This window comes from Barrientosiimonas endolithica (assembly GCF_030296655.1).
GTDB lineage: Bacteria > Actinomycetota > Actinomycetes > Actinomycetales > Dermatophilaceae > Barrientosiimonas > Barrientosiimonas humi.
In genome coordinates, this window is sequence record NZ_AP027735.1 from 1,773,470 (window position 1) to 1,795,903 (window position 22,434).

Below are 22,434 nucleotides of genomic sequence, written 5' to 3' on the forward strand. Positions count from 1 at the left end.
CGTCGTCCTCGGTGCCGTCGCCGGTGCCGATGTACGCCTCGATCACCCGCGGGTCGGACTGCACCTGCTCGGGGGTCCCCTCGATCAGCGTTGTGCCCTGCACCAGGCACAGCACCCGGTCGCACAGGTTAAAGATGAACCGCATGTCGTGCTCGATGACGACCACGGCCAGCCCCTGGTCGCGGATCTTGAAGATCAGCTCCATCGCCTGCTGGGTCTCCAGCGGGTTCATGCCCGCGGTCGGCTCGTCCAGCAGCAGCAGCTTGGGGTCGGTCGCGAGCGCGCGGGCGATCTCGAGGCGGCGCTGGTCGCCGTAGGACATGTTGCGCGCCAGGTGCGCCGCCTGCCGGCCGAGGCCGACGAACTCCAGCAGCTGCTGGGCGCGCGCCCGCGTCTCCTCCTCCTCGCGCCGGAACTTCGGTCCGCGCAGGATCGAGGTGAGCGCGCCCGAGGACGTACGGCAGTAGCGGCCGACCATGACGTTCTCCAGCGCCGTCATGTTGCCGAAGAGCCGGATGTTCTGGAACGTGCGGGCCATGCCGGCGCGCACCACCTTGCCGGGCTTGGGCGGCAGCACCTGCCCTCGAAACGCACCGTGCCCTCGGTGGGCCGGTACATCCCGGTCAGACAGTTGAAGAACGTCGTCTTGCCGGCGCCGTTGGGCCCGATCAGCCCGACGATCTCGCCCTGGTGCACCTGCAGGTCGACGCCGCCGACGGCCACCAGGCCGCCGAACCGCATGACCACGCCGGACGCGTCGAGGATCAGCTCGCCGCTCGTGCCGTCGCCGGGTGCGCCGTACGTCGGTTCGGTCGTGGCGGTCATGCCTGCGCTCCCTTCGGCCCGCTCGAGCCGCTCGACCCGGGTGGCCCGGTCTGTCCCGGGCCCAGGTCACTGGTCTCCAGCCGGTCCTCGACCTCGTCGGCGAGCGACTCGTCCTCCTCGTGGAACTCCAGCTGTCGCCGCTTGGAGGCGATGAGCCCCTCGGGCCGGAAGCGCATCATCACCACGAGCAGCAGGCCGAAGATCAGCAGGCGGTACTCGTTGAAGAAGCGCAGCTTCTCGGGCAGCAGCTTCAGGATGGTCGCGCCGAGCAGCACGCCGGCGATCGTGCCCATGCCGCCGAGCACCACGGCGGCGAGCAGGAACGCCGACTCCAGGAAGATGTACTGGTCGGGCGAGACCGAGGTGTCCTGGTGGGCCTTGATCGTGCCGGCGATACCGGCGAGCGCCGCGCCGCCGGCGAAGGCCAGCAGCTTGAGCCCGAACACGTTGACGCCCATGGCGTCGGCGGCCCGCTCGTCCTCGCGGATCGCGACCCAGCCGCGGCCGATGCGGCTGTTGTTCATCCGGGTGAACACCAGGATGATGAAGCCGATCAGCAGCAGGAGCAGGAAGTAGTAGTTGCTCATCCGGCCCAGCGGGATCCCGAAGACCGAGTGCACCTGGCCGAAGTCGAAGCCACCGATCTTCAGGTCGGGGATGGCGCCGATGCCGTTGGGGCCGCGGGTCAGGTTGGGACCGTTCGTCCCGTCGAGGTTGAACATCGCCAGCCGGAAGATCTCCCCGAACGCCAGCGTCACGATCGCCAGGTAGTCACCCGAGACGCGCAGCGTCGGCGAGCCGATGATCAGGCCCAGGCAGGCGGTGACGACCGCGGCGATCAGGACCACCACGAAGAACGGCGGCTTCCAGTCGATGGTGGCGAACGCCGAGCTCGACAGCATCGCGGCGACGTAGGCGCCCGAGCCGAGGAAGGCGATGTAGCCCAGGTCGAGCAGCCCCGCGAGGCCGACGACGATGTTCAGCCCGACCGCCGTCGCGGCGAAGATCAGCACCTGCGCGGCGATCGACATGTTCGCGTCGGAGCCGTTCTGGGTGAACGGGAACAGGAACGCCACGACGAACGCCGACAGGGTCAGCACCGTGCGGTGCCGCGCGGCCGCCTGGGAGACCCAGGTGAAGATGCCGCCGCGCACGGCCGTCACGAGCAGGCCCGCGACGAACAGACAGGCGGCGACGAAGCTCCACGACTCCTCCACCCCCAGGGTGACCGCCGCCAGCACCAGGGCCAGCGCCATCACCGCGGTGATCAGCAGGATCTCCACCCACGGCTTCATCCGCGCGGTCTCCAGCGCCTCGAGCGGCTGGGGCTGGGCGAACCGGGAGGCGAGGAACATCAGCAGCGCGCCGGCCAGGCTGATCCAGCCGCCCGGGTTGACGTTGATCAGCCCCGGCGCCTGCACGGTGATCGCCACGATGACGAAGACCAGGTAGATCGTCGCCCAGGTCGCGACGGCCCGGAAGCCCAGGGCCGCGTCCAGCCAGCGGCCGAGCCGGTGCAGCGGACCCTTCATGGCCAGCAGCAGCACCAGGGCGATGACGCCGAGCACGATCGCGAAGATCTGCACGGTGCCCGGGTAGAAGTTGATGGTCAGGTCGCCGAGGAAACCACCGACGTACGACCACGACAGGAACGAGCCGACGATCAGCAGGACGGCGCCGAGCAGGCCCAGCGGCCACGCCTTGGCGGCGTGCCGCTGCACGACGTGCTCGGGCAGGGTCGGGATCTTCCACCAGCTCATGCGCGGTCCACCACCCGTGCTCCGAGCAGACCCTGGGGCCGGAAGACCAGCACCAGGATCAGCAGGACGAACGCCCAGACGTCCTTCCAGGACGTGCCGCCGAACGTGCCGGGGATGAACCCGGTGGCCATCGCCTCGGCGACGCCGAGCACCAGGCCGCCGAGCACGGCGCCCCACACGTTGCCGATGCCGCCGAGCACCGCGGCGGTGAACGCCTTGAGGCCGGCGAGGAAGCCCATCCGGAAGTCGATGTTGTTGTTCTGCAGGCCCTGCGCGACGCCCGCGATGCCGGCGAGCGCGGCGCCCACGGCGAACGCGACGACGATGATCCGGTCGACGTTGATGCCCATCAGCCGCGCGGTGTCGGGGTCCTGCGAGACCGCCTGCATGCCGCGGCCGGTGCGGGTGTGGCCGATGAACCACCACAGCCCCGCGGCGCAGACCGCGAGCGCGATCATCGTGAACAGCGCCGAGCGCTGGATCGTCACGCCCCCGAGGCGGATCGCCTGGCCGGTCACCACGTCGATCTGCGGGAAGGGGATCTTGCTCTTGGCGCTCGGGAAGTCGGCGAACGGGATCTTGTCGTAGAACAGCCGCACGAACTCCTGCAGGAACACCGAGATGCCGATGGCGGTGATGAGCGGCGCCAGGCGTGGCGCTCCGCGGAGTGGTCGGTAGGCGACCCGCTCCATCAGCACCGCCGTCAGGACCGAGACGAGCACGGCGCCGATGATCATCAGCGGCAGCAGCACGATGCTGGTGCTGCCCTTGAAGAGCACGAGCTGGACCGAGAGCGCGCCGAACGCGCCGATCATGAACACCTCGCCGTGGGCGAAGTTGATCAGCTGGACGATGCCGTAGACGACGGTGTAGCCGACGGCGATGAGCGCGTACAGCGATCCGAGCGTCAGCCCGTTGACCAGCTGTTGCAGGAACTGCACGGAGGATCTCCCAACAGGGTGCGGGGGCGGGGCAGCCCGTCGTACGTCCGCGCCGGCCGGCGCAGGAACGGCGAGCAGGACCGGTGGTCCCGGGGGCGGGGGCGTGGACGGGCGCCCCGGACAGCCGGACAGTGCGACCGCGGGGGCAGCGCTCGCTGCCGCCGCGGTCGCACTGCCCGCGACTATCGGCCTACTTGAACTCTTCGGTGTTGACCGGGGTCCACTTGCCGCCCTTCACCTGGTACACGGTGAGGATGCGGGTGGTGGTGTCGCCGTAGCTGTCGAAGGCGACCTTGCCGGTGACCCCGTCGAAGTTGACCTTGCCGACGGCGCCGGGCATCTGGGTGCGGGCGTTGGCGACGGTGGAGTCGCTCTTCCAGACGCTCTTGAGCCCGTTGATGATCGAGTTCGCGGCGTCGTAGGAGTAGGCGCCGTAGGCCTCGTAGGGCTCGGGGTACTTCTGCGCGTTGTAGTCGCTGACGAACGTCTTGGCGCTGTCCAGGCTCTCGGTCGGGGCACCCACCGAGGTCGCGAGGTCGCCCTCGCCGGACTTGCCGGCCAGCTTGATGAAGTCGGCCGAGTAGATGCCGTCGCCACCCATCAGCGGGACGTTGAGACCGGCCGCCTTCATCTGCTGCGACAGCGGACCCGCCTGCGGGAACTCGCCGCCGTAGTAGACCGCCGCGGGGTTGGCGCCCTTCACCTTCGACACCGCCGCCTGGTAGTTGGCGTCGTCGGGGTTGATGGTCTCCTGCGCGACGACCTTGCCGCCGAGCTTCTTGAACTCGGTGGCGAACGCCGAGGCCAGGCCCTGGCCGTACGTCTTCTTGTCGTGGATCGTCGCGACGGTCTTCTTGCCGGCCTTGTTGTACAGGTAGCGCGCGGCGAACGGCCCCTGCACGGCGTCCGTGGTCGCGGTGCGGAAGTAGTAGGGGTACATCCGCTTGGGGTTGGCGGGGTCGGCGCCACGGGTCAGCGTCGGGTTGGTGTTGGCCGGGCTGACCATCACGATCTTGGCCGTGTTGAGCACCGGCGAGGCGACCTGGCCGGTGCTGGAGTTGAGGGTGCCGACGACGCCGATGACGTCGGGGTCGGCCGCCAGCTGGGTCGCGGCGTTCTTGGCCGGGTCGGTCTTGCCCTCGTCGTCCTTGGCGACGACCTCGAACTTCACGCCGGGGACGAGGTTGGACTGGTTGGCCTTCTTCACGGCCAGGTCGACCGAGTTCTTGATGCCGAGGCCGAGGGGCGCGAGGTCGCCCGAGAGCGGCGCGATGACGCCGATCTTCACGGTCTTGGTGTTGCCACCCTCACCGCCGCTCGCACCGGCACCCTCGCCGTCGCCTCCGCGCGAGCCGCAGGCCGAGAGCAGCATCGCCGCTGCGACCACCGGGGCGCTGTACTTCACCACTGAACGCACGTGTTCCTCCTGAGCCACACGTCGCTTCGCCGCCGGTCGGCAGCGAGGTTGCGGCGGCACGGGAGGCCGTCGCGCTGGATGGAACCTAGCCCGCGCCCTCGTGACCTGGGAGGCGATTGATGTGATTGAGGTCACCCCGTGACCAAGCCGAGACCTGGCCTGCGGCCATGCGGGCGATGACTCCTTACGCGGCGACGGACGCGGCGCTCAGGACTGCTGCTCGCCCATCCCGTCGATCACCGCGTCGGCGACCTCGCGCATGCCGAGGCGCCGGTCCATCGCGGCCTTCTGGATCCACCGGAACGCCGCCGGCTCGTCGATGTCGAGCCGCTTCATCAGGATGCCCTTGGCCCGGTCGAGCCGCTTGCGGGTTTCCAGCCGCTCCCCCAGGTCGGCGACCTCGGCGGCCAGCGCTGCCCGCTCGGCCCAGCGGGCTCGCGCCACCGCGATCGCCGGGCGCAGGTCGTCGACCCCGAACGGCTTGACGACGTACGCCATCACCCCGGCCTCGCGCGCCCGCTCGACCAGCTGCTCGTCGCTGAACGCGGTGAGCAGCACGACCGGCGCCAGGTTGGCCTCGGCGATCTGCTCGGCGGCGGTGATGCCGTCCAGGCGCGGCATCTTGATGTCCATGAGCACCAGGTCCGGCTCGGTCTCGCGCGCGGTCGCGACGGCCTGCTCGCCGTCGCCGACCTCGCCGACGACCTCGTGGCCGATCTCGCGCAGCATCTCCGCGATGTCCATGCGGATCAGCGCCTCGTCCTCGGCGACCAGCACGCGCAGCTGGGTCGGCGACGAGCTGGGCGGGGTCTGCTCGGTGCTGCTCACCGGGTCAGCCTAGCCAGGCCTACCGGCGCGTACGACACCGTCGCCCGGCCGTCCCGGGCGGCATCTGCGAAGTAGGCCCATGTCAGCATGCGGGGGTGCAGAGTCGCTTCGATGAACTCTTCCGAGCCTCCGCGACGCTCGTGAGGGAGGGTCGCCCACAGCGCGACTCCATCCCTGTCGAGGGCGGCCGGTGGCCCATCAGCCTGGTGATGGACCAACCTCCGGAACTGACCCGGGCGCTGCTACCGCTGACCAGCGCCGTCCTGGGCTTCGTCGGGTCGGGGCATTTCGTCACCGGCCACCCCGAGGCGGCGCACATCACGCTCCGCGCGCTGGAGCCTCGCCGCGGAGCCACCCGGCCTGGCGATCCGTTCGTCCGTCGGTGCGCCGCGGCACTGGAACGCAGCACGGCGCTCACCACCGCTCCAACGTTCACCCTCACTGGGGTCACTCTCACCCCGATCTCGGTGATGGCCCAGCTCGAGACGACCGAGGGGTGGCAGCTCATGCAGATCCTGGAGGCCGAGCTCGGAGCCGACGCGCACTACGAGCGTGACCTCGGCATGTCGCGAGACATCTTCTACAGCAACGTGATTCACCTAGCGGGTGACATCGCCGATCCGTCTGGTCTCGTCGATTGGGTCGCGGCGCACCGCCAGATCGCTCCGGTGCGCTTCACCCCGAGGACCGCCTCCCTGGTGCACTTCGACCATGCCACCGTCGATGGCCACCAGATCATCCGGATGAACCGCTGGTACACCTACCCCTTTGCGACCTGACCGGCACCTTCACGCAGTTGGGTGGCCGCTCGGCGGTCGGCTACCGTGTGCTGCGCTGGCCCCGGTATTCCAACTGGCAGAGAAGGCGGCCTCAAACTCCGCACAGTGTGGGTTCGAATCCCACTCGGGGCACTCGCGATCCGATCACCCGCCGCGACGACGGCGGCACATACGACGACGGCGGACCACTAAACATGTGGGCCGCCGTCGTGGTTTCTGTGCCGCCGTCGACGATGCCGGGGCGGTGAGCCTGCGAGCCGACCCGGAGGAGGAGACGCGGCCAAACAGCATGGGGTGCCGCCGTCGACGATGCCGGGTCGGTGATGATGCCGGGGCGGGTGGGGCCTACTCCGGGGCGTCGCCGTTCTCGAGCTCGGCGTACGCCGGCGCCACCTTGTTCTTCGCGTCACCCATGACGTGCACGCGCAGGGCGTTGGTGGAGCCGGGGATGCCGGGCGGGGAGCCGGCGACGATGACGACCTGGTCGCCCTCGACGCAGCGGGCGCACGCCAGCAGCGACTCGTCGACCTGCATGGCCATCTGGTCGGTGTGCTTGACCTCGGGCACCAGGAACGTCTCGATGCCCCAGACCAGCGTGAGCTGGCTGCGCACCTCGGCGTTGGGCGTGAACGCGATCATCCGGCGCGGGTTGCGCAGCCGGGCCATCCGCTTGGCGGAGTCGCCGGTGGTGGTGAACACGATGAGCGCCCGCAGGTCGAGCACGTCACCGATGGTGGCCGCGGCCTTGGTGACCGCGCCGCCCTTGGTGCGCGGCGGGTGGTCCAGGCTCGGGATCAGCTCGAGGCCGTGCTCCTCGGTCGACTCGATGATGCTCGCCATGGTGCGCACCGCCTCGATGGGGTAGGCCCCGACGCTGCTCTCGCCGGACAGCATGATCGCGTCGGCGCCGTCGAGCACGGCGTTGGCGCAGTCGGAGGCCTCGGCGCGGGTGGGGCGCGGGTTCTCGATCATCGACTCCAGCACCTGGGTCGCGACGATGACCGGCTTGGCGTTGCTGCGGGCCAGGGTGACCGCCTGCTTCTGCACCAGCGGCACCTCCTCGAGCGGCAGCTCGACGCCGAGGTCGCCGCGGGCAACCATGATCGCGTCGAACGCCCGGACGATCTCGGTGAGGTTCTCGACGGCCTGCGGCTTCTCGATCTTGGCGATGACCGGCAGCCGCACCCTCCTCGTCCATGATCTCGTGCACCCGCGCGATGTCGTCGGCGCTGCGCACGAAGGACAGCGCGATCATGTCGGCGCGCAGCCCGAGCGCCCAGCGCAGGTCGGCCTCGTCCTTCTCCGACAGCGCCGGCACGCTCACCGCGACGCCGGGCAGGTTGATGCCCTTGTTGTTGGAGACCGTGCCGCCGACCACGACCTCGGAGACGACGTCGGTGCCGGTCACCGCGGTGGCCCGCAGGCACACCTTGCCGTCGTCGATGAGCAGCAGGTCACCGGCCCGGACGTCGCCGGGCAGCCCCTTGTACGTCGTCGACACCCGCTCCTGGTCGCCCTGGACGTCGTCGGTCGTGATGGTGAACGTGTCGCCCGGCGCGAGCCCGATCGGTCCCTCGGCGAACCGGCCGGTGCGGATCTTCGGCCCCTGCAGGTCGACGAGGATCCCGACCGCGTGGCCGGTCTCGTCGCTGGCCCGACGCACGTGCTCGTAGACCTTCTCGTGGTCCTCGTAGGACCCGTGCGACAGGTTCAGCCGAGCGACGTCCATGCCGGCGGTGACCAGCTCCAGGATGCGCTCGTAGGTGCTCGTGGCAGGCCCGAGCGTGGCAACGATCTTGGCGCGACGCATGGTGACCAGCGTAGTGAGGTCGGACCACCCGCCCAGGGGTGTCCGTCGTACGGTCGAGTAGGTTCGGCGCTCCCTCAAACCGCCAGCGGGCGGTCGGTCGGACGCACCGGAGCCGGCAGCGTCGAGTCGCCGGTGAGGTAGGCGTCGATCGCGCGCGCGGCCGAGCGGCCCTCGGCGATCGCCCACACGATCAGCGACTGACCGCGCCCCGCGTCGCCGGCGACGAACACGCCCGGGACGTTGGTGAGGTAGGACCCGTCGCGCGCGATGTTGGTGCGGTCGTCGGTCTCCAGCTCCAGCTGCTCGACGATGCCCTCGCCCTCGGGGCCGAGGAAGCCCATCGCGAGCAGCACCAGCTGCGCGGGGATCTCCCGCTCGGTGCCCTCGATCTCCTCGAAGCCGCCGGCCTCGGTGCGCTCGACCTCGACGAGCCGCAGCGCGCGCACCTTGCCCTGCTCGTCGGCGAGCACCTGCTTGGTGCTGGTGGCGTAGACCCGGTCGCCGCCCTCCTCGTGGGCGCTCGCGACACGGAACAGCATGGGGTACGTCGGCCACGGGTGAGCGGGTGAGCGCTGCTCCCCGGCTGGGGCATGATCTCCAGCGACGTGATCGACCGGGCGCCCTGCCGGATGGCGGTGCCGAGGCAGTCGGCGCCGGTGTCGCCGCCGCCGATGATGACGACGTCCTTGTCGGTCGCGAGGATCTGGTCCTCGACGGTCTCGCCGAGCGCGACCCGGTTGGCGTCGGGCAGGTAGTCCATCGCCTGCACGACCCCGTCGAGGTCTCCGCCCTCGACCGGCAGCCCGCGCGGCACGGTGGCGCCGGTGGCCAGCAGCACCGCGTCGTAGCGCTGGCGCAGCTGCTCGCCGGTGATGTCCTTGCCCACCTCGGTGCCGCAGCGGAAGCGGGTGCCCTCGGCGGTCATCTGCTCCAGCCGCCGGTCCAGCACCGACTTCTCCATCTTGAACTCGGGGATGCCGTAGCGCATCAGCCCGCCGGGCTTGTCGGCCCGCTCGTAGACCGCGACGGTGTGCCCGGCGCGGGTCAGCTGCTGGGCGGCCGCGAGCCCGGCCGGGCCGGACCCGATGACGGCGACGGTCTTGCCGGTGAGCCGCTCCGGCACCTCGGGCACGACCGTGCCGGCCTCGAAGGCCTCCTCGATGGTGCGCAGCTCGACCTGCTTGATCGTGACGGGGTCCTGGCTGATGCCGAGCACGCACGCGGACTCGCACGGCGCCGGGCACAGCCGCCCGGTGAACTCCGGGAAGTTGTTGGTGGCGTGCAGCCGCTCGATGCCGTCGTCCCACTCGCCCTTGCGGGCCAGGTCGTTCCACTCGGGGATCAGGTTGCCGAGCGGACAGCCCTGGTGGCAGAACGGGATGCCGCAGTCCATGCAGCGCCCGGCCTGGCGCTGCAGCTCGCCGCGCTCCTGCTCCTCGTAGACCTCGCGCCAGTCCTTGATGCGCACCGGCACGGGCCGGCGCTGCGGCAGCTGGCGCTCGCGAACGGTGAGGAATCCTCGGGGGTCAGCCACGGTGTGCCTCCATGATGCGCTCCCAGACCTGGGCGCCGTCGGGGTCGAGGCCTTCGCCTTCAGCCTCGGTGCGGATGTCGAGCACGCGCTGGTAGTCGCGCGGCAGCACGAGCGAGAACCGCTCGACCGCCGCCGGCCAGTCGGCGAGCAGCTTGGTCGCGACCTGCGACTCGGTCCAGTCGCGGTGCTGCTCCAGCAGCCGCTTGACCGTCGCGATGTCGTCGGGCCGCAGCCCGACCACGTCGACCAGCTCGGGGTTGACGAGGTCCTCGTCCAGGTCGAGGACGTACGCCTGGCCGCCGGACATGCCGGCCGCGAAGTTGCGCCCGGTCGGGCCGAGCACCAGCACGGTGCCGCCGGTCATGTACTCGCAGCCGTGGTCGCCCACGCCCTCGACGACGGCGGTCGCGCCGGAGTTGCGCACGCAGAACCGCTCGCCGACCATCCCGCGCAGGAAGATCTCGCCGCTCGTGGCGCCGTAGCCGATGACGTTGCCGGCGATGGCGTTCTTCTCGGCGACCAGCGACGCCTCGCGCAACGGACGTACGACCACGCGGCCGCCGGAGAGGCCCTTGCCGACGTAGTCGTTGGCCTCGCCGAACAGGCGCAGCGTGACGCCGCGCGGGACGAACGCCCCGAACGACTGCCCCGCGGACCCGTTGAGCGACACCTCGATGGTGCCGTCGGCGAGGCCCTCGGGGTAGCGCTTGGTGACCTCGTGGCCGAGCATCGTGCCGACCGTGCGGTTGACGTTGGAGATCGGCACCTCGATGCGCACCGGCTCCTGCTGCTGCAGGGCGTCCTGGCTCATCGTGATGAGCTGCTGGTCGAGCGCCTTCTGCAGGCCGTGGTCCTGCTCGGTGGTGTGGTGGCGGGCGCCGCCGAACGGCATCGCCACCTCCTGCAGGATCGGCGCGAGGTCGAGTCCCTCGGCCTTCCAGTGGTCGACCGCGCGGGTGGTGTCGAGCGCGCGCACCTGGCCCACCGCCTCCTCGACCGAGCGGAAGCCCAGCTCGGCGAGGATCTCGCGCACCTCCTCGGCGACGTACTCGAAGAACGTCTCGACGAACTCCGGCTTGCCGGTGAAGCGCTCGCGCAGCTCGGGGTTCTGCGTCGCGATGCCGACCGGGCAGGTGTCGAGGTGGCAGACGCGCATCATGATGCAGCCGCTGACCACGAGCGGGGCGGTCGCGAAGCCGAACTCCTCGGCCCCGAGCAGCGCCGCGATGACCACGTCGCGCCCGGTCTTGAGCTGGCCGTCGGTCTGCACGACGATCCGGTCGCGCAGCCCGTTGAGCAGCAGCGTCTGCTGGGTCTCGGCGAGGCCGAGCTCCCACGGGCCGCCCGCGTGCTTGAGCGAGGTGAGCGGCGAGGCGCCGGTGCCGCCGTCGTGACCGCTGATCAGCACGACGTCGGCGTGCGCCTTGCTCACGCCCGCGGCGACCGTGCCGACGCCCGACTCGGCGACCAGCTTCACGTGCACCCGCGCCTGCGGGTTGGCGTTCTTCAGGTCGTGGATGAGCTGGGCCAGGTCCTCGATGGAGTAGATGTCGTGGTGCGGCGGCGGGGAGATGAGCCCCACGCCGGGCGTGGAGTGCCGGGTGCGCGCGACCCACGGGTAGACCTTCGGCCCGGGCAGCTGACCGCCCTCGCCGGGCTTGGCGCCCTGGGCCATCTTGATCTGGATGTCGTCGGACTCGGTGAGGTAGAGCGAGGTCACGCCGAACCGGCCGCTCGCGACCTGCTTGATCGACGAGCGCCGCTCGGGGTCGCGCAGCCGCTCGGGGTCCTCGCCGCCCTCGCCGGTGTTGGAGCGGCCGCCCAGCCGGTTCATCGCGACGGCAAGCGTCTCGTGCGCCTCCTGGCTGATCGAGCCGTAGCTCATCGCGCCGGTCGAGAAGCGCTTGACGATCTCGCTCACCGGCTCGACCTCGTCGATCGAGATGCTCTCCCGGTCGCTCTTGAACCGGAACAGGCCGCGCAGCGTCATCAGGCGCTCGGACTGTTCGTCGACGGTCTTGGTGTACTGCTTGAAGATGTCGTAGCGGCGGCTGCGGGTGGAGTGCTGCAGCCGGAAGACGGTCTCGGGGTCGAACAGGTGCGGCTCGCCCTCGCGCCGCCACTGGTACTCCCCGCCCACCTCGAGCGTGCGGTGCGCGTTGCGCACTCCGCTCGTGGGGTACGCCGTCGCGTGCCGGGCCGCGACCTCGTCGGCGATGACGTCGAGCCCGACGCCGCCCAGCCGCGACACGGTGCCGGTGAAGAACTCGCCGACGAAGTCGTCGGCGAGACCGACGGCCTCGAACACCTGCGCCCCGCGGTAGGACGCGACGGTCGAGATGCCCATCTTGGACATCACCTTCAGCACGCCCTTGCCGAGCGCCTTGATGAGGTTGCGCACGGCCTGCTCGGCGCTGACGTCCTGGACGATGCCCTGGCGCACCAGCTCCTCGACCGACTCCATCGCGAGGTAGGGGTTGACCGCCGCGGCGCCGTAGCCGATGAGCAGCGCGACGTGGTGCACCTCGCGCACGTCGCCCGCCTCGACGATCAGACCGACCTGGGTGCGGGTCTTGGTGCGGATCAGGTGGTGGTGCACCGCCGCGGTGAGCAGCAGCGACGGGATCGGTGCGAAGTCGGCGTTGCTGTCGCGGTCGGACAGCACGACGAACCGGTGCCCGTCCTCGATCGCCTGGTCGACCTCGGCGAAGATCCCGCGCAGCCGGGCGCGCAGCGCCGAGGCGCCGCCGTCGACGCGGTAGGTGCCGCGGATGACGTACGTCGCGTAGCCGGGCAGGTTGCCGTCGCGGTTGATGTGCACGATCTTGGCGAGCTCGTCGTTGTCGAGCACCGGGAAGTCCAGCTCCACCTGGCGCGCGTGCGCCGGGGTGGCCGCGAGCGCGTTGTGCTCGACGCCGATCAGCGTGCCGAGCGAGGTGACCAGCTCCTCGCGGATCGCGTCCAGCGGCGGGTTGGTGACCTGCGCGAACAGCTGCGTGAAGTAGTCGAACAGCAGCCGCGGCCGGTCCGACAGCACCGCGATCGGGGTGTCGGTGCCCATCGAGCCCAGCGCCTCGGCCCCCGCCTTGGCCATCGGCGACAGCAGGATGCGCAGCTCCTCGTGGGTGTAGCCGAAGGTCTGCTGGCGACGCACGACCGAGGCCGGCGAGTGCCACACGTGCTCGCGGTCGGGCAGGTCGCTCAGCTTCACGATGCCGGCGTGCAGCCACTCCTCGTAGGGGTGCTCGGCCGCCAGCTGCGCCTTGACCTCGTCGTCGCCGACGACGCGGCCGTGCTCGGTGTCGACCAGGAACATGCGGCCGGGCTGCATGCGGCCCTTGCGCACGACGGTCTCCGGGTCGAGGTCGAGCACGCCGGCCTCGGAGGCCAGCACGACCAGACCGTCGCTGGTGATGGCGTAGCGGCCCGGGCGCAGCCCGTTGCGGTCGAGCACGGCACCGACCAGCTTGCCGTCGGTGAAGGTGACGCAGGCCGGTCCGTCCCAGGGCTCCATGATCGCCGCGTGGTACTCGTAGAACGCCCGCCGGGCGGGGTCCATCTGCTCGTGGTTCTCCCACGCCTCGGGGATCATCATCAGCACCGCGTGCGGCAGGCTGCGCCCGCCCAGGTGCAGCAGCTCGAGCACCTCGTCGAACGTCGCCGAGTCGGACGCGCCGGGCGTGCAGATCGGGTAGAGCCGGCTCAGGTCGCCCGGGATCACGTCGCTCGCGAGCATCGACTCGCGCGCGTTCATCCAGTTGCGGTTGCCCTTGACGGTGTTGATCTCGCCGTTGTGGGCGATGTAGCGGTAAGGGTGGGCCAGCGGCCACGACGGGAAGGTGTTGGTCGAGAAGCGCGAGTGCACCAGCGCCAGCTCGGTCGCGAAGCGCCCGTCGGACAGGTCGGGGAAGAACGGCTCGAGCTGACCGGTGGTGAGCATCCCCTTGTAGACCAGGGTGCGCGAGGACAGCGACGCGAAGTAGACCTTCAGCTCGTGCTCGGCGCGCTTGCGCACGCAGAAGGCGAGCCGGTCCAGCTCCAGGCCCGAGACGCCTTGCTCCTGCGCGGCGAAGAAGACCTGGCGGAAGACGGGCATGGTGCGTCGCGCGGCCTCGCCGACCAGCGAGGGGTCGGTGGGCACGTCGCGCCAGGCGAGCACGCGCAGCCCTCCTCGGCGGCGAGCCGGTCCATCTGCTCGCCGACGGTCCACTGCTCGTCGGGGTCGGTGGGCAGGAAGACCAGGCCGACGGCGTACTCCCCGCCGGCGGCAGCTCGACGTCGACGACCTCGCGCAGGAAGGCGTCGGGGACCTGGGTGAGGATGCCCGCGCCGTCACCGACGGCCGGGTCGTGACCGGTGGCGCCGCGGTGCTCGAGGTTGCGCAGCGCGGTCAGCGCGTGGTCGACGATGTCGTGCCCGGCGCTGCCGCGCATCGTGGCGACCATCGCGACGCCGCACGCGTCGTGCTCGGCGGCGGGGTCGTAGAGGCCCTGGGCCGTCGGCGATGCGGAGAAGTGGGCAAGACCCATGCGCGTGTCCTGTCTCTCGGACCTCGGCGCGCGCCCTGCTTGGCCTGCGTGACGGGGCTGGCCGGATGGGGGTCGCGCCGAAGTGATCGGCGGTCCACCAGCAGGACGTCGTTGGCCGGCGTGGTCGGGTCTGCACACTCTACTCGCGCCAGCCGGGGTCTCACAAACTGGTCTGCTATCTCACGATGTGGGACGTTCGGCCGTCGGTGGTACGTCCTCGGCCGGCTCCTCCCCGCGCGCGGCCGCGGCGGGTTGCGCCGCCACAGCCAGAACAGGGTGACGCCGAGCAGGAAGACGATCATCGACATCCACACGTTGACCCGCAGGCCGAGGATGCGGTTGGCCGGGTCGGTGCGCATCAGCTCGAAGACGATGCGCCCCATCGGGTAGAGCAGGACGTACAGCGCCAGCGACTGGCCGCGCCGCAGCACCCCGCGCCGGTCGAGCAGCAGAATGATCGCGGCCATCACCAGGCACCAGATCGCCTCGTAGAGGAACGTCGGGTGGAAGTAGCCCTCGACGATCGGCTGCCCGGCGGCGTCGCGCAGCGCCTGCCCGTCGGAGCCCATCCGGTGGATCTCCAGCGCCCACGGCACCGTGGTGGGCTCGCCGTACAGCTCGTTGTTGAAGTAGTTGCCGACCCGGCCCATCGCCTGGGCGATGGCGACGCCCGGCACGGCGGCGTCGGCGTAGTCGAGGAAGGAGATGCCGGCCCGGCGGCACCCGATCCACACCCCGACCGCGCCGAGCGCGACGGCGCCCCAGATGCCGAGGCCGCCCTCCCAGATCTTGACCGCGTCGAGCGGGCGGCCGCCCTCGCCGAAGTAGGGCTGCGGCGTGGTGATGACGTGGTAGATGCGGCCGCCGAGGATGCCGAACGGCACGCCCCAGTAGGCGACGTTGAGCGCTTCGTCGGGGTCGTAGCCGCGGTCGGCGAGCCGGCGCCCGCACAGCCAGATGGCGACGGCGATGCCGGCGAGGATGCACAGGGCGTACGCCCGCAGCGGCAGCGGACCGAGCCACAGGATCGAGGACGTCGGGCTCGGGATGCTGGCGGGCAGCGCGGCGGTCATCGCGTCTCCGTGCTCACGAGGCGGCCTGCAGGACCGAAGGCCAGGTGTTCGGGGTGGTGAGCAGGCGCTTCAGGGCGGTCTCCTCCAGCGGCTCGCCGCCGACCAGGACGGTGGGGGTGCCCTCGACCCCGTCGTCGCCGGAGGCCTTCTCGGTGTCGTCGACGTAGTCGTCGTAGGTGCCGCCGGCCATGCAGGAGTCGAACGTCGTGCGCGCGCTGCCGGTGATGCCGGCCGTGGTCGCGGCCTGCTTCAGGGTGGCGTCGGAGTAGCCGTCGCCCTCGCGCTCGGGCTGCGCGGCGAAGACCGCCGCGTGGAACTCGGGGAACCGGCCCGCGTCGGACGCGCAGAAGGCGGCGTTGGCGGCGCGCTTGGAGGAGTCGTTGTCGAGGTTGCCGTCGAGGAAGGACATCAGGTGCACCACCAGCTTGATGTCGCCGGCCTTGGCCATCTCGAAGATCGACCTGCCGTTGCGCTCCTCCAGCTGCCCGCAGACGGGGCACTGGAAGTCCTCGTAGAGGTCGACCGTGGGGACGCCCGGCCTCGCGGCGCCCGGGTAGGCCACGACGCCGGCGCCCGCGGGGTTGCCGCCCTTGGGCGGGGTGGCATCCAGGCTGCCGAACGGGTCGGTGCGCAGCCAGGCGATGCCGCCGACGATGACCAGGGCCACCGCGATCACCGCGGCGATCAGGACCTTGGAGGGCCCCTCCGGTGGCTGGTTGGCCTTGAGCTTGTCGGCTGCATCCGGGCGCGGCACGGATCACTCCTCGCGGAACGTCGGGACGGCACCGCTGCGGCGCCCGCGTCAAGGGTAGGTCGGCCCCCTGCGTGCAGGTGGGGCGACCCACCCGCGACCGGCCGGCGGATCAGGCCGCCGGGTGCGACCTCAGGTGCCCCACAGCCGCCGGTCCAGGCTCGCCGGGGTGCGCGGGCGCACGACCAGCCAGGCGGCCGCGAGCGCCAGCGCCGCGTCGCGCACGATCTCCTGCAGGTATGCCGTCTGGTCGACCCCGACCTGGCCCCCGCCGCCGAAGCAGCCGCAGTCGATGCTCAGCCCGCGCGCCCAGGCCGAGGCGATTCCGGCGACGAAGGCGATCATGAGCAGCCCGCCGAGCAGCGCGGACCCGCGGGTGAGCAGGCCGAGGACGAGCAGCGCGCCGAGCGTCACCTCGACGAACGGCAGCATGGTCCCGACGAGGTCGGCGACGCCGGTCGGCATCAGCCGGTACGCCCGGGTCGCCGCGCGCGACCCGCTCAGGTCGTCCAGCTTGAGCCAGCCCGCGACGATGAGCACCCCGCCGAGGACGAGCCGCAGCACGAGGCCGACGGCGTCCTTGACCCGTGGGGTCACCGACCGCCCTCGCGGGCGCCGGCGGCCAGCTCGCGGGCGAGGGCCCGCAGGTCGGTGAGACCCGTGTCGAGGTCGGGGGCGTCGACCAGGGTGCGCACCAGCGCCGAGCCGACGATCACGCCGTCGGCGAACCCGGCGACCTGGGCGACCTGCTCGCGGGTGGACACGCCGAGCCCGACGCACAGCGGCAGGTCGGTGACCGCGCGGGTGCGCTCGACGAGCGCACCCGCGGCGTCGCCCACGCTGGTGCGCGCACCGGTCACGCCCATGAGCGCCGCGACGTAGACGAAGCCGCGCGCGGCGCCGGTGGTCATCCTGAGCCGCTCGGTGGTCGAGCTGGGCGCGACGAGGAAGATCCGGTCCAGGTCGTGCCGGTCGCTCGCCTCGATCCACTCCTGCGCCTCGTCGGGCACCAGGTCGGGCGTGATCAGCCCCGAGCCGCCGGCCGCCGACAGGTCGGCGGCGAACCGGTCGACGCCGTAGTGCAGGACGGGGTTCCAGTAGGTCATGACGACCGCGGCCGCGCCGGCCTCGTGCACCGCGCGGACGGCCGTGAACACGTCGCGCACGCGCACGCCGCCCTCGAGCGCGCGGGTGGCGGCGGTCTGGATGACCGGGCCGTCCATCAGCGGGTCGGTGTAGGGCAGCCCCACCTCGACGATGTCGACGCCGGACTCGACCAGCGCACGGACGGCCCGGACCGACCCCTCGACGTCGGGGAAGCCGACCGGCAGGTAGCCGACGAGCGCGGCGCGACCCTCGTCCTTGGCGCGGGCGAGGACCTCGGAGACGGCGGTCATCCGCCGCTCCCCGCAGACTCTCCGACGGGTTCCTCGGCCTTCTTCTGCTCGGCCTCGACGATCTCCTCGCCGCTGAGCAGCCCGAACCACCGGGCGGCCGTGTCGACGTCCTTGTCGCCGCGACCCGACAGGCTCACCAGCACCAGACCCTCCGGGCCGAGCTCGCGTCCGACCTTCATCGCGCCGGCGAGCGCGTGGGCCGACTCGATCGCGGGCAGGATCCCCTCGGTGCGGGCCAGCAGCGCGAACGCCTCCATCGCCTCGTCGTCGGTGACCGGGGCGTACTCGGCGCGGCCGGAGTCGCGCAGGAACGCGTGCTCGGGCCCCACGCTGGGGTAGTCCAGCCCCGCGGAGACCGAGTGCGACTCGACCGTCTGGCCGTCGTCGTCCTGCAGCACGTAGGTGTAGGCGCCGTGCAGCACCCCGGGCGTGGCCTGGCCGGTGAACCGGGCGGCGTGCCGGCCCGAGTCGACACCCTCGCCGCCCCCTCGAGCCCGATCAGGCGTACGTCGGGGTCGTCGACGAACCGGTGGAAGATGCCCATCGCGTTGGAGCCGCCGCCCACGCACGCGCAGACCGCGTCGGGGAGCCGGCCGTACGCGTCGAGCACCTGCTGGCGGGCCTCGACGCCGATGATCCGGTGGAAGTCGCGCACCATCTCGGGGAAGGGGTAGGGACCGGTGACGGTGCCGAGGACGTAGTGCGTGCTGTCGACGTTGGTGACCCAGTCGCGGAACGCCTCGTTGACGGCGTCCTTGAGGGTGCGGCTGCCGTGGTCGACGGGGACGACCTCGGCCCCGAGCAGCCGCATGCGGGCGACGTTGAGCGCCTGCCGCTCGGTGTCGACGCGGCCCATGTAGACGGTGCACTCGAGCCCGAGCAGCGCCGCGCCGGTCGCCGTCGCGACGCCGTGCTGGCCGGCGCCGGTCTCGGCGATGACCCGCGACTTGCCCATCCGCTTGGTGAGCAGCACCTGGCCGAGCACGTTGTTGATCTTGTGCGAGCCGGTGTGGTTGAGGTCCTCCCGCTTGAGCACGACGCGGGCGCCGCCGCAGTGCTCGGCGAAGCGCGGCACCTCGGTGATGATGCTCGGCCGCCCGGTGTACGACCGGTGCAGCTCGGCGAGCGCGCCCAGGAACTCCGGGTCGCTCATCGCCTTCTGCCGGTGCTCGTCGAGCTCCTCCAGCGCCGCGACGAGCGCCTCGGGGACGTAGCGCCCGCCGAAGTCGCCGAACCGGCCCAGCCGCTCGGTGGTCGTCTCGCTGATCATCGCCTCGGTGCTCGCGGTGTCGTTGGTCGATTTGTCGTTGGTCGCGTCGTTGCTCGTGGTCTCGTTGTCCGTCGTGTCGCTGCTGGTCGCCTCGCCGCTCATCGGCGCACCCCCAGCGGGACGCGCATCGCCTGGACGTTGCTCGCGACGTCGCCGGCACCGGTGACCAGCGCCTCGCCGACCAGCACGGCGTCGGCCCCGGCCGCGGCGTAGTCGGCGGCGTCGGCCGGGCCGCGCACGCCGGACTCGGCGACGGTGACTCGGTCGCCCGGGATGCCCGCGGCCACCTCGGCGAACACGCCGCGGTCGACCTCGAGGGTCTTCAGGTTGCGGGCGTTGACCCCGATCAGCTCGGCGCCGAGGGCGACGGCACGCTCGGCCTCGCCCGTGTCGTGCACCTCCACCAGGGCGGTCATGCCGAGCTCGGTGACGAGGGCGTACAGCTCGTGCAGCAGGTCGTCCTCGAGCGCGGCCACGATGAGCAGCACCACGTCGGCGCCGTGCGCGCGGGCCTCGACCACCTGGTAGGGCTCGACGACGAAGTCCTTGCGCAGCAGCGGCGTGTCGACCGCGGCCCGCACCGCGTCCAGGTCGGCCAGGCTGCCGCCGAACCGGCGCTGCTCGGTGAGCACCGAGATGACGTCGGCGCCGCCGCGGGCGTACGCCTGGGCCAGCTCGGCCGGGTCGGGGATGTCGGCGAGCGCGCCCTTGCTGGGGCTCTTGCGCTTGACCTCGGCGATGACGCTCAGCGCCGCCGGGTCGCGCAGGGCGTCGATGACAGGACGGGCGGGAGGGGCTGCGTCGGCAAGGTCGCGGACCTGCGCGAGGGGAGAGCACGCTCCCGGTCGGCGAGGTCGGCACGCACGCCGACGATGATCTCGTCGAGAACGGTGGGCACCCGCCCAAGATTACTCGGCGGAACGCTCGTCCCCGCGGCCGGTCCGGCCCTCGGAAGCCCGCGACTCGGCCAGCGCGTGACGCTTGGCGGCGACCCCGAAACCGGCCTTGGCCAGCACGATCGCACCGATCAGGCCGAGCACCCCGATGACGATCCCGATGATCAGGATCGGGTCGTTGTTGATGTAGATCCCGAGCGCGATGATCGCCGAGCTGATCAGCAGCAGGATGACGCCGACCCATGCGGCAACGCTGCTGCCGTGGTCGTCGGTACTGCCGTGGTGAACGCTGCTGCCGTCGGCCATCCGCCGAGTCTCCTTGTTCGTCGGTCCCGGTCCTCCTCCGCCCGGCCGTCGCACGCTCCGGCCGGTCGGCATCGTCGCCGAGACGAGTTCTTGCCTCGTGTCGCGCGACATTGTGTCAGGTCGGGTCCTCGCCGCGGCTGAGCCGGTCCCAGTCGGACTCCTGCGGTGTCGCGCGGTCGCTCTCGTCGGCGTCGGCGTCGCCGGCGGGGCTGTCGTAGCGCGCGGTCAGCCCGCCCCAGTGCCGGGCGCTGACCAGGGCCGCGAGGCCGCACAGCACGAGCACCGCTCCGGCGACCAGCGCCACGATCACCCACGCGGTCGGCGACCCGGTCGCCTCGATCGAGCCGGTGCGCCCGGTCTGTGCCGCGGCCTGCTCCCCGACCACCCCGGCGGCGTCGGTGAGCACCGGGAGCGACAGGGCCACGACGAGCACCCCTGCCAGCGCCAGCGCCACCGCCCCGATGCGGCGCACGATGCGCCCGCCGGTGAGCGCCGCGAGCATCGCGGCCGCCGCGACCAGTGCTGCGGCGATCACCCCGCCCGCCGCGTCGCGACCGCTCACCCCGACGCTGCTGGTCGCGAGCACGGCGTCGCTCACCTGCCCGTCGACCCAGGTGCGTCCGCCGCTCGCCAGCAGCACGATGACCGTCACGGCGGTGACCGCCACGAGCATCCCCTTGGGGACGCCGCGCGACTCCCGCTGCTCCCGCGACTGCTGCGGCTCCCGCGCGGACTCGTCGTGCTGCACCTGCGGTTCCTCGGTCATACCGGCTCCGCCTCCGACTCGGTCAGCGCGCGCATCCCGGACGCGGTCGAGACCGCGTGGATCGCCGCGGCGGCCTTGGAGATCGTCTCCTGGTACTCCGCCTCGGGGACCGAGTCGGCCACGATGCCCGCGCCCGCCTGCACGTGGGCCACCCCGTCGCGCAGCACCGCCGTGCGGATCGCGATGGCCAGGTCGAGGTCGCCGGCGAAGTCCAGATAGCCGACGACGCCGCCGTAGATCCCGCGCCGGGTGCCCTCCAGCCGCTCGATGATCTGCATCGCGCGCGGCTTGGGCGCCCCGGAGAGAGTGCCGGCCGGGAAGGTCGCGACGAGCACGTCGTACGCACTGCGCCCGGGCGCGAGGCTCCCGACCACGGTCGACTCCAGGTGCATGATGTGGCTGTAGTGGCGCACCTGCATGAACTCCACGGTGTCGACCGTGCCGGCCGAGCAGACCCGCTGCAGGTCGTTGCGCGACAGGTCGACGAGCATCAGGTGCTCGGCGCGCTCCTTGGGGTCGGCCGCGAGCTCGTCGGCCAGCTCCTGGTCCTCCTCGGGCGTCTTGCCGCGCGGGCGGGACCCGGCGATCGGGTGGGTGATGACCCGGTCCCCCGTCACCTTGACCAGCGCCTCGGGGCTGGAGCCGACGACGTCGTACGTCCCGCCGGCCGGGTGCGCCAGGCGCAGGAAGTACATGTACGGGCTCGGGTTGGCCGTGCGCAGCACCGGTAGACGTCGAGACCGTCGGCCTCGCACGGCACGCTGAACCGCTGCGACACCACGATCTGGAAGGCCTCGCCGGAGCGGATCTCCTCCTTGCAGGTCTCGACCATGTCGTGGAACTGCTCGCGGGTGTGGGTGCTGGTGGGCTCCAGGCGTACGTCGTGGGGCACCGCCACCGTCGAGTCGGCGGGGCGGGCCAGGTCGGTCGCCATCGCGTCCAGCCGGCGCACGGCGTCGGCATAGGCCTGCTCGACCCGCTCGTCGGTGTCGTCGTGGTTGACGGCGTTGGCGACCAGCAGCAGCGAGGCGTCGCGGTGGTCGAGCACGGCGAGGTCGGTGGCGAGCATCATCGCGAGCTCGGGCAGCTGCAGCTCGTCGCGGGCGGTGTCGCCGAGCCGCTCCCAGCGGCGCACGGCGTCGTAGCCGATGGTGCCCACGAGGCCGCCGGTCAGCGGCGGCAGGCCCGGGATGGGCGGGGTGGCGAGCGCGGCGACCGTGTCGCGCACCGCGTCGGTGGGCGCGCCGTCGGTCGGGACGCCCACGGGTGGCTCGCCGATCCAGTGCGCCGCGCCGTCGACCTCGGTCAGGGTGGCGCTGCTCGCGACGCCGACGATGGAGTAGCGCGACCACACGCCACCGTGCTCGGCCGACTCCAGGAGGAAGGTGCCGGGGCGGCCGGCGGCGAGCTTGCGGTAGACGCCCAGGGGCGTCTCGGCGTCGGCCAGCAGCCGGCGTACGACGGGGATGACGCGCCGGTCGCGCGCCAGCTCGGCGAACTGCTGCGCGGTCGGCCAGGTCCGGCCCCACCCCAGGTCGGCGTGCAGGTCGGC

At 71.6% G+C, this 22,434-nt stretch carries 10 protein-coding genes, 1 tRNA gene and 8 pseudogenes; 2 read left to right on the top strand and 17 right to left on the bottom strand.

Translation table 11 applies throughout. The features are described from left to right. Positions 1-46: 46 nt before the first annotated feature. The 5 genes and pseudogenes from QUE40_RS19145 to QUE40_RS09030 form a co-directional block, all read right to left on the bottom strand. Positions 47-825 (bottom strand): annotated as a pseudogene (locus tag QUE40_RS19145) (ABC transporter ATP-binding protein); the annotation flags it as partial. After that, positions 822-2,585, bottom strand: coding sequence for a branched-chain amino acid ABC transporter permease (locus tag QUE40_RS09015; protein WP_289232940.1), 1,764 nt, complete (start codon positions 2,583-2,585; stop codon positions 822-824). The gene QUE40_RS09015 and the pseudogene QUE40_RS19145, both read right to left, overlap by 4 nt. After that, on the bottom strand, positions 2,582-3,526 hold the full coding sequence (locus QUE40_RS09020) for a branched-chain amino acid ABC transporter permease (RefSeq protein WP_142005359.1): 945 nt from the start codon (positions 3,524-3,526) through the stop codon (positions 2,582-2,584). The genes QUE40_RS09015 and QUE40_RS09020 overlap by 4 nt, the downstream gene beginning before the upstream one ends. 190 nt (positions 3,527-3,716) lie before the next feature. After that, complete coding sequence (locus tag QUE40_RS09025; protein ID WP_289232941.1) at positions 3,717-4,943, bottom strand: branched-chain amino acid ABC transporter substrate-binding protein; 1,227 nt, start codon at positions 4,941-4,943, stop codon at positions 3,717-3,719. A gap of 207 nt (positions 4,944-5,150) precedes the next feature. Beyond that, positions 5,151-5,771, bottom strand: coding sequence for an ANTAR domain-containing response regulator (locus tag QUE40_RS09030; RefSeq protein WP_236022329.1), 621 nt, complete (start codon positions 5,769-5,771; stop codon positions 5,151-5,153). A 95-nt stretch (positions 5,772-5,866) separates the two neighbouring features. On the opposite strand from QUE40_RS09030, the gene QUE40_RS09035 reads away from it, so the two are divergent. Both QUE40_RS09035 and QUE40_RS09040 read left to right on the top strand, forming a co-directional pair. Then, on the top strand, positions 5,867-6,550 hold the full coding sequence (locus tag QUE40_RS09035) for a hypothetical protein (protein WP_289232942.1): 684 nt from the start codon (positions 5,867-5,869) through the stop codon (positions 6,548-6,550). A 58-nt stretch (positions 6,551-6,608) separates the two neighbouring features. Beyond that, a tRNA-Leu gene (locus QUE40_RS09040) sits at positions 6,609-6,682 on the top strand. A 213-nt stretch (positions 6,683-6,895) separates the two neighbouring features. On the opposite strand, the pseudogene pyk reads toward QUE40_RS09040, so the two are convergent. The 12 genes and pseudogenes from pyk to QUE40_RS09100 all read right to left on the bottom strand — a co-directional run bounded on the left by pyk (position 6,896) and on the right by QUE40_RS09100 (position 22,236). After that, positions 6,896-8,360 (bottom strand): annotated as a pseudogene (gene pyk / locus QUE40_RS09045) (pyruvate kinase). 74 nt (positions 8,361-8,434) lie between these two features. Further along, positions 8,435-9,894, bottom strand: a pseudogene (locus QUE40_RS09050) (glutamate synthase subunit beta). After that, positions 9,887-14,423, bottom strand: a pseudogene (gene gltB / locus QUE40_RS09055) (glutamate synthase large subunit). Before gltB ends, QUE40_RS09050 begins: the two co-directional pseudogenes overlap by 8 nt. 326 nt (positions 14,424-14,749) lie before the next feature. Then, a pseudogene (lgt, locus tag QUE40_RS19845) lies at positions 14,750-15,496 on the bottom strand (prolipoprotein diacylglyceryl transferase); the annotation flags it as partial. A 13-nt stretch (positions 15,497-15,509) separates the two neighbouring features. Then, entirely contained in the window at positions 15,510-16,250 is a 741-nt protein-coding gene (locus tag QUE40_RS09065; RefSeq protein WP_142005364.1) for a DsbA family protein, read from the bottom strand. 129 nt (positions 16,251-16,379) lie between these two features. Continuing rightward, on the bottom strand, positions 16,380-16,844 hold the full coding sequence (locus QUE40_RS09070) for a MauE/DoxX family redox-associated membrane protein (protein WP_289232943.1): 465 nt from the start codon (positions 16,842-16,844) through the stop codon (positions 16,380-16,382). Beyond that, complete coding sequence (gene trpA, locus QUE40_RS09075) at positions 16,841-17,644, bottom strand: tryptophan synthase subunit alpha (RefSeq protein ID WP_289232944.1); 804 nt, start codon at positions 17,642-17,644, stop codon at positions 16,841-16,843. The genes QUE40_RS09070 and trpA overlap by 4 nt, the downstream gene beginning before the upstream one ends. Next, positions 17,641-18,914: pseudogene (gene trpB / locus QUE40_RS09080) on the bottom strand (tryptophan synthase subunit beta). Before trpB ends, trpA begins: the two are co-directional and overlap by 4 nt. A 98-nt stretch (positions 18,915-19,012) precedes the next feature. Then, positions 19,013-19,812 (bottom strand): annotated as a pseudogene (trpC, locus tag QUE40_RS09085) (indole-3-glycerol phosphate synthase TrpC). A 10-nt stretch (positions 19,813-19,822) separates the two neighbouring features. Then, on the bottom strand, positions 19,823-20,116 hold the full coding sequence (locus tag QUE40_RS09090) for an HGxxPAAW family protein (RefSeq protein WP_142005368.1): 294 nt from the start codon (positions 20,114-20,116) through the stop codon (positions 19,823-19,825). Between the two features lie 115 nt (positions 20,117-20,231). Next, on the bottom strand, positions 20,232-20,882 hold the full coding sequence (locus QUE40_RS09095) for a Trp biosynthesis-associated membrane protein (RefSeq protein ID WP_289232945.1): 651 nt from the start codon (positions 20,880-20,882) through the stop codon (positions 20,232-20,234). Next, positions 20,879-22,236, bottom strand: a pseudogene (locus QUE40_RS09100) (chorismate-binding protein). The gene QUE40_RS09095 and the pseudogene QUE40_RS09100 overlap by 4 nt, the downstream one beginning before the upstream one ends. Between the last annotated feature and the right edge of the window lie 198 nt (positions 22,237-22,434).